The sequence below is a fragment of the Trueperella sp. genome, from assembly GCF_043424875.1.
In the GTDB taxonomy this organism is placed as follows: Bacteria; Actinomycetota; Actinomycetes; order Actinomycetales; family Actinomycetaceae; genus Trueperella.
In genome coordinates this window covers 42,319-49,645 of sequence record NZ_JBHWPL010000042.1, presented here as the reverse complement: position 1 = coordinate 49,645, position 7,327 = coordinate 42,319, and the positions used below count along the sequence as shown (strand labels likewise).

Annotated in this window: 9 protein-coding genes and 1 pseudogene; 3 read left to right on the top strand and 7 right to left on the bottom strand. The window is 63.0% G+C overall.

Going from position 1 to position 7,327, the window contains the following annotated elements:
- Positions 1-372: tRNA-guanine transglycosylase (locus ACHFFR_RS04125; RefSeq protein WP_394263007.1), on the bottom strand; the 372-nt coding region annotated here is incomplete at its 3' end.
- A gap of 9 nt (positions 373-381) precedes the next feature.
- Complete coding sequence (locus ACHFFR_RS04120) at positions 382-1,098, bottom strand: queuosine precursor transporter (protein ID WP_394263006.1); 717 nt, start codon at positions 1,096-1,098, stop codon at positions 382-384.
- Between the two features lie 510 nt (positions 1,099-1,608).
- Here ACHFFR_RS04120 and ACHFFR_RS04115 point away from each other — a divergent pair.
- Positions 1,609-1,779: pseudogene (locus ACHFFR_RS04115) on the top strand (sugar phosphate nucleotidyltransferase); the annotation flags it as partial.
- Positions 1,780-1,877: 98 nt separating this feature from the next.
- On the opposite strand, the gene ACHFFR_RS04110 reads toward ACHFFR_RS04115, so the two are convergent.
- Positions 1,878-2,021, bottom strand: coding sequence for a hypothetical protein (locus ACHFFR_RS04110; RefSeq protein WP_394263011.1), 144 nt, complete (start codon positions 2,019-2,021; stop codon positions 1,878-1,880).
- A 3-nt stretch (positions 2,022-2,024) separates the two neighbouring features.
- On the opposite strand from ACHFFR_RS04110, the gene ACHFFR_RS04105 reads away from it, so the two are divergent.
- The gene (locus ACHFFR_RS04105; RefSeq protein WP_394263005.1) at positions 2,025-2,504 is read left to right on the top strand and encodes a hypothetical protein; all 480 of its coding nucleotides are present in this window, start codon (positions 2,025-2,027) and stop codon (positions 2,502-2,504) included.
- Between the two features lie 18 nt (positions 2,505-2,522).
- Here ACHFFR_RS04105 and ACHFFR_RS04100 read toward each other — a convergent pair whose 3' ends face one another.
- Positions 2,523-4,346, bottom strand: a complete 1,824-nt coding sequence (locus ACHFFR_RS04100; protein WP_394263004.1) for an ABC transporter ATP-binding protein — start codon at positions 4,344-4,346, stop codon at positions 2,523-2,525.
- 83 nt (positions 4,347-4,429) lie between these two features.
- Here ACHFFR_RS04100 and ACHFFR_RS04095 point away from each other — a divergent pair, with 83 nt between their 5' ends.
- Positions 4,430-4,849 carry a MarR family winged helix-turn-helix transcriptional regulator gene (locus ACHFFR_RS04095; protein ID WP_394263003.1) on the top strand — a complete coding sequence of 140 codons (420 nt, stop codon included), beginning with the start codon at positions 4,430-4,432 and terminating at the stop codon, positions 4,847-4,849.
- A 7-nt stretch (positions 4,850-4,856) separates the two neighbouring features.
- Here ACHFFR_RS04095 and ACHFFR_RS04090 read toward each other — a convergent pair whose 3' ends face one another.
- From ACHFFR_RS04090 to ACHFFR_RS04080, 3 genes are all read right to left on the bottom strand, one after another.
- The gene (locus ACHFFR_RS04090) at positions 4,857-5,516 is read right to left on the bottom strand and encodes a deoxynucleoside kinase (protein ID WP_394263002.1); all 660 of its coding nucleotides are present in this window, start codon (positions 5,514-5,516) and stop codon (positions 4,857-4,859) included.
- Positions 5,517-5,560: 44 nt separating this feature from the next.
- The gene (locus tag ACHFFR_RS04085; RefSeq protein WP_394263001.1) at positions 5,561-6,373 is read right to left on the bottom strand and encodes a DUF4261 domain-containing protein; all 813 of its coding nucleotides are present in this window, start codon (positions 6,371-6,373) and stop codon (positions 5,561-5,563) included.
- Between the two features lie 296 nt (positions 6,374-6,669).
- On the bottom strand, positions 6,670-7,248 hold the full coding sequence (locus ACHFFR_RS04080; RefSeq protein WP_394263000.1) for a DUF4825 domain-containing protein: 579 nt from the start codon (positions 7,246-7,248) through the stop codon (positions 6,670-6,672).
- Between the last annotated feature and the right edge of the window lie 79 nt (positions 7,249-7,327).

Here is a 7,327-nt window from a genome sequence, read left to right as displayed (position 1 = left end):
GTCGGCCACCGCGTCGTCGGCTAGCTTCTTGCCGGAAAACTCCTCGCTGAGCACCTTCTTGAATCCCGAGCCGAGGCTCATCACCTGGAAGCCGCCCGAGTCCGTGTACGTGGGCCCGGGCCAATTCATGAACGAGCCGAGGCCGCCGGCGGCGTCCACCACGTCCGAGCCCGGCTGCAGATACAAGTGGTAGGCGTTGGCGAGCACGGCCTGCGCGCCAACCTCCGCGACTTCCTCCGGCGTGACTCCCTTGACCGTCGCCTTCGTACCCACCGGAATAAACGCCGGAGTTTGAATATCCCCGTGCGGCGTGTGAATCGTGCCCGTCCGCCCGAGCTCACCCTCGAGCCGCGTTCCCAACGTAAAACTCATGTGCCTACCCTACGCGCACTCGGTGGGCTGGTCACCGGTGGCGCCGGCCTCCACCGGCGTCGGATCTGCGCTGTCGGCCACGCCGTAGCCCGGCTCGTTCTTCTTCACCCAGTTGATCACGGCGTAGGTGACGGGAAGCAACACAATCTCCACGACCACCTTGTACACAAAGCCGGTGGCCGTCAGATTGAGGATCGTTCCCCACGAAACCACGCCGTACCACGCGACCGTGCAGAAGATAATGGTGTCGACGAATTCGCCGACCACAGTCGAGCCCACGAGGCGCGCCCACAGATGCTTTTCGCCCCAGCGGTTCTTAATCCACGTGAGCACGTAGGCGTTGAGGAGCTGGCCAACGATGTAGCCGCACAGCGACGCGAGCACGAAGCGCGGCACCACGCCGAGCACGGCCTCGAAGGCCGCTTGATTCTCGTACTCCGCGGCCGGTGGCGCGATCTGCACCAGATAGAACGTGGCAGAAGCAATGATCGACGCGATGAATCCCAGCCCGATGGCCTTGCGTGCGGCTTTAAATCCGTACACTTCGGCCAGCACATCGCCAATCACGTAAGTGAGCGGGAAGAGCAGGGCGCCGCCGTCGAAAATGAGCGGGCCGACGTCGATGAGCTTGGTTGCCGCGATGTTGGACAGTAACAGGAAGGCCACGAACATGGCCACAAATACGTCGTAATAACCGCGCCGAATCGGCGCATAGGCAGCTTTCATGAATAATCTCCGCGCATGCTGAACATACAGAAGGGTTCACCGGGCGCTGCCACCACCCAAGTGCGGGCCGGCGGCTCTAGTCGCTGGCCCGCGGCGTCGATCGCTCGAACGTCCGGCAATATGTTAGCACCTTCCCCAACGGCGACCACGTGTGAGATTCCCCCGGCGGCGCGGGCGATCATTTCGACGCTTATTGGCTGTTCGGATGCGCGCTTGTGCTGCGCGTGTACGTCAGTACCTCGCATCTGGCGCAACTTTAGTGACCTACCAGGCATGGCGTGCCGAAAATGGGCCAAACTCGCCAAATTCTCACTAAAGTTGCGAGCCTCCGCGTCAAAGCAGTCGATTTCGCGCGTTCAGCTAGGCCGCGGCCGGCCAAATTAGGCGCCAGTCAACACGCAACGAGCCAGTCGCGCCGCCAGCCAGGTATTGCACCAGCAGTTTCGCCACCAGCAAGCGGCGGGGCCGGATAACCCGTGAATCGGCGGGGTGCGCGTTTAGGCTAGAGAAATGAGGCTGCCCAACATCCTTGCCATCGTCATGGCCGGCGGCGAAGGTTCCCGCCTTGACGTCCTCACCGAAAAGCGCGCGAAGCCGTCCCTCCCGTTTGGCGGTACGTACCGCCTCATTGATGTGTCGCTGTCGAACCTCGCGCACGCTCACATCAGCGACGTGCTGCTCGTGGAGGAGTACCTCCCGCACACGCTTAACCGACACCTCGACAATGGCCGCCCGTGGGATCTGGACCGCTCGCATCGGGGGCTTCAACTGACGGTGCCCTACACGGGCGCGGAGGGCGAAGGCTTCCACGAGGGCAACTCGGACACGCTGTTCTCGCAGATCCCGCTGATCGAGGAGCGCAATCCGGACCCGGCCTCGAGGACTACGGCGATGACCTGCTGCCCTACTTCGTTGAGAACCACCGCGTGGCCCAACACAAGCATGACGGCTACTGGGTCGACGTTGGCACGCCCCAGGCCTACTGGACCGCACACATGCACATCCTTGAGGGAAATGGCGTGCGACTTGACGACGACGAGTGGCCGATCTGGTCCGCGCAGCCGCAGTTGCGCCCGGCGAAGGTGACGAAAGAGGCGAGCATCGATCAGGCGATGATCTCGGCGGGGACAACTGTCTCTGGCGCGGTCACCAACTCGATCATCGGGCCCAAGGCCGTCATCGAGGAGGGCGCGTCAGTGACGAACTGCGTGGTCCTCGACGGCGCGGTGGTTCGCTCGGGAGCGGAGCTCACGAACGCGATCATCGACATCGACGCCGAGGTCGGCCCCGGCAAGCGCGGCGTGGCCGACGGCCTGTCGATCATCGACGCCGACGGGCTCGTTGCCTACCGCGCCGCGTTCGACTACGCGGCGGAGTTGCCCGCGTTCATCCGCGATCAGAACTGACAGAGCCGAGCCTTTCGATTACGAGGCCATGCTGAGCACGGGCTCGGCCGCTTCGCGCGAGGCGATTGACACGAGGTTCGCGTACTGCCCGCGCTGGGCCATGAGCTCCTCATGCGAGCCGCGCTCGACGATCTGTCCCTCGTCGAGGACGATGATCTGGTCGGCGTCCTGAACCGTTGAGAGCCGGTGGGCAATGACCAGCCGCGTGGTTCCCGACGCGTTCACCGCGTTCTGGATCGCGCGCTCGGTTTGGTTGTCGAGCGCGGACGTGGCCTCGTCAAGAATCAGGATCTGCGGTTCGCGCAGGAGCGTGCGTGCCAGCGAGAGTCGCTGCTGCTCGCCGCCCGAGAATCGGTAACCGCGCGAGCCCACGACGGTCTCGAGCTGGTCCGGCAGCGCTCGGATGAGGTCCGCGATATTCGCGCTCTCTAGGATGGCCCAGATGTCGGCGTCCGTGGCGTCTTCCTTCGCCATCCGCATGTTGTCCGCAATCGTTGCGTGAGCGAGATACGTTTCTTGGCTCACGACGCCGATGCGCGCGGTTCGCGCCGCAGCGCTCACGTCGCGGAGGTCGACGCCGCCGAGGGCCACCTGACCCGCGGTGGGGTCAACGAGCCGCGCCAGCAGTGAGGCGATCGTGGACTTGCCAGACCCCGTGTGACCAACAATCGCGGTGGTCGTGCCTGCGGGGATGGTGAATGAGACGTTTGCGAGCGCGTCGACGTCGGCACCGGGATAGCGGTAGGTGACGTCGCTGAATTCCACGCTCGTGTCGAGGATCTGCGCGTCGCGCGGGGTGTCCGGCTCTGCCACCTCCGGCCTGAGGTCGAGGTATTCGAAGATCCTTGAGAACAGCGCCATGGACGCGACCCACTGGGCGCTCACGTTGAGCAGGCCCGTGATGGGGCGGAAGATCTGGCTTTGCAGCGTGGAAAACGCGATGAGCGTTCCGATGGTCATGCCGTTCGATGTGGCGGGCAAGCCTGCCACCAGGTACACCAGCGCGGGGATGACGGCGAAGATCACCTGCATGGTGGCCATGCGCCAGCGGCCGGCGAGCTGCGATTCGAGCTCGAGGTCGATGAGGTCGTGGCTGACGGTGGCGAACTCACGGTGGATGCGATCGTCCGCGCCGAGGGTCTTACTCAGGCGGACACCGGACACGGAGAGGTTCTCCGTCACGTTGTGCTGGAGCACGGCGAGCGTGCGCTGATGCTTGTCGGTGATACGACGTCGGGTGAGGGCGGCCTGGCGCGTCAGCCAGACGGCGGGTGGCAGCACGACCAGCGATAGAAGCGAGAGCGTGGGGCTGAGCGCGATCATGGCCGCGACGGTCGCCACCGTCATGGTGACGTTCGAGGCGATGGACGTGGCCGTGCTCGTGACCACCGACTGCATGCCGGAGATGTCGTTCGTCAGGCGCGATTGGATCTCGCCGCCCTTATTCTTCGTAAAGAAGCCCATGGACTGGCGCTGCAAGTTGCCAAACACGTCCACGCGCAGCGTGTGCATGATGCGCTGGCCGATCCGTGTGGACATCCAGGTTTGCACGACGCCGATCGCCTGGGTGACGACCACCAGCCCGATCATGGCGAGCACGAGTGAGACGAGCAGGTCGACGTCCTGATGAGGGATAGCCTCGTCGACCGTTCGGCGAACGAGGAATGGTTGCACCACTGTCAGACCAGCGGTTGCAACGATGAGCCCCACTACGAGCGCGATCGCTGCGGCGTGAGGCTTGAAGAGCTTAGCTACGCGGGAGAACTTGACCGGAGCGTTCTTCAGCTGCTCCAGGTCGTCCTTGTTCTTGACCGCGGTTCTTTGTTGAGGTGACCCGTTCATAGGCACTCTCCCTTCGTCGATGAGGGATTAATGTAGTTACTTCACAATGAGTATAGTGCATGAGATGCTGATATTATTCCCGCATGGCACAAAGTGGTTCAGAGATCGGCGAGCAGATTCAGCGTTTGGCGCGAATTATCAGGCATCGAAGCCTGCGGCTGCCAATTGCGCCACACCAAGCGCGCGCCCTGCGAGCCATCGGCCGCGAACCCATCCGACCCGCCCGATTGGCAGAAAAACTAGGAATTACCCCGCGCGCGGTAACCGACGTCGTTGACTCCCTCACCGACGCCGGACTCATCCAGTCAACCCCGGATCCCACCGACCGCCGGGCGAAGATCGTCTCTGTCACGAGCGAGGGCGAGCAGCACCTCGAAGCGCTGCGGGCGAGCCGGGCGAGCATCGCCGAAGAAGTATTCGCGCCTCTCTCCCCCGACGAGCGCGACACGCTAGGCCAACTTCTCTCGCGCTGCATCGACGACGCTGAAGCGCCACCGGCCTGACCAGCATCTACAGCGCGTCAGGATTCTGTGCCGCGAGCTCCCGGTCAACGAGCTCGAGCAGGTACTGCTGGTGCTCGGGGTCGGCCAAATCGTAGCGCTCGGTGTCAAACACGAGCACCGGCGACTGGTTGTACTTGGTCTCGGCCCAGTTGCGATAGCCCTCCCACAGGCGGTGGAAGTAGGCGAGCTGCGAGTCGTCCTGCTCGAAGTCGCGGCCGCGGGTGGAGATGCGGCGCACGATCGTGTCGAACTCGGCGTGAAGGAACACGAACAGATCCGGCGCTTTCTTCGGGAAGAAGCTCAGTTCTTCCATCATGTTCGCCAGCAGATCCTCATAGATGGAGAATTCGAGCTCGGAGATGCGGTCCATGTCGGTGTTGACGCGCGCGAAGTACCAGTCCTCGTAAATGGAGCGGTCGAGCACGGCATGGCGCTCGACGAGCGCCCGCTTGATGTCCGCGTAGCGCGAGTTGAGGAAGCTGAGCTGGAGGAGGAAGGGATAGCGCTTGGCCTGCTCTTCCTCGGGCGTGGCGGTGTAGAACTTTTCGAGGATCTTATTGCCGTCCACGTTCTCCAGATGCAGCGGCGCACCTAGGTGTTGGGAGATGAGGCTGGCCGCCGTCGTCTTGCCAACGCCGATCATTCCGCCAATCGTTACCAGTGCCACAGGTTCTCCATCTACGTCGCTCCCACCACCCTATCGAGCGGAACCTAGAAGTCGAGGCGGATCACCGTGGCGCCGTCGGCCTGCGAGACCTCCTGAGAGATCGCGAGCGCCTGGCCATCGGCGTACCCGAGGGTCTGGCTCGGCAGCAGGAACGTATCGCCGGTGACGATGTAATTTGAGACGTTCATGAGGAGGTTGTACACGTCCTCGTCGGAGCGCGTGGATTCGCGGATCTGCAGGTCAAGATGCCCGAAGTTGGGCAGGCCGAGCGTGCGGCCGTTCGTGAGGTCGTGCTTGTGAACGCGGACGTTAATCCACAGCGCCAGCGGCGCCTGCCCGTCGCGCAGCAGGCCCGACAGTTCCGTGACCATCTTCGGCGGCATGAGCACGCCGAGCTCGTCGCGGTAGACGCCGATCGCCGCGGGCTCGCGCATGAGGACGTCCATGACTTCCGTATAGATGATGTGTGCGGAGACCATGCGATGACGACGCCGTAGCTCGTGGAGCGTCGTATCCTCGCTTTCTCCCGCGAGCGCTCCCTCGCCGGCCTTGTCCTCGGGCGCGTAGAACGATGCGGCGACGTGGAAGCGGTGGAGCGGCAGCTGGCCCTTGTCGAGGCGCAGGCCGTGGTTGATCGGGGTGAGCAGGACGCGGACGCCGTCGATCTCGAAGTGGAGGATGCGCGTGTTCGGATCGGATTCGTCCGCCTGTTCCCACGCGGGTTCGATCGCTTCTCCCCACAGGGGCGCGAGGCGGCCGACTGCTTCCTCGAGGTCGATCGGAGCGCGCATGATTGCGGCGGCCGAGAATATCGCGGGGGCTTCCGGGTGAATCGACGAAATTCCGAGTTCTTGCATGGGGTCAGTGTACAGGCGCTCGGCGAACACCCTCCGAGCAAAAGTCTGGCTGGTACGAGAGGACAGCAAACACCTCGTACCAGCCAGTGGGCAGGGAGTGATTGATAACCGCTCACCTCAGTTATCAATCACTGAAAGGAACCCTGCCGGGCGCTCCTCAGAAAATCTGGTGCGCAAGCTTGTATTTATCATACCGACACGCGCGACCGTGTCAATGCACTTCAGCGTAATATTACGGGCGCTCGGCCAGACTAAAACTACTGGTCACACCCGAAATAAATTGATTACCAGCGATTTTACACGGCGCCTTCCGACACGAGGGAATCAGCCTCGATCGGAATGAGCGTTCGCACACGTTTCCATTCGGCCGCGGAGTCGAGCAGGTCGCCGAGCGGAGCTCCGAAGCGAGCCTCAACGTCTTGGCGAGTTACCGAATACTCGGCCTCGGGCGAGCGGTAGGTCAGGGCACTCCCGTTATCGACCGCGGCGAAGAATGCGACGGCCGAATACAGGACGTCGTCGCGCTCGGCCTGCGGATCAACGTCGGGTGCGTCCGTGAGAACCACGTCGACCGCAGTCTCGTGGATCTCCACCCTGTCGATGCGCGGGCCGAGCGGCAAGGCGTACAGCAGCTGGACTGTGTTCGAATTGTCGCCCACGTACTGCGAGCGGAACGGTTCGATCGTCGTCGTGTCGTGATTGTGGTAGGTGACCTGCTGTTCAAGCTCAACGAACGAATGCGCGCTCTCGCGCGCCATGCTCATCCCGACAATCACAATAAGCGCCATGCTCATCCCGACAATCACAATAAGCGTCAGGCCCAGCGCGATGAGAATCTGGGTCATGACGTTGGTCTTCTTCTTTGAGGTCGCCATGGTTCCATTATATTCGCGCGCCTCGCCGGGCGCCGTCACCCCCTGGGCGGAACTTCGGCCGCGCGTCACCTAGGGGTAT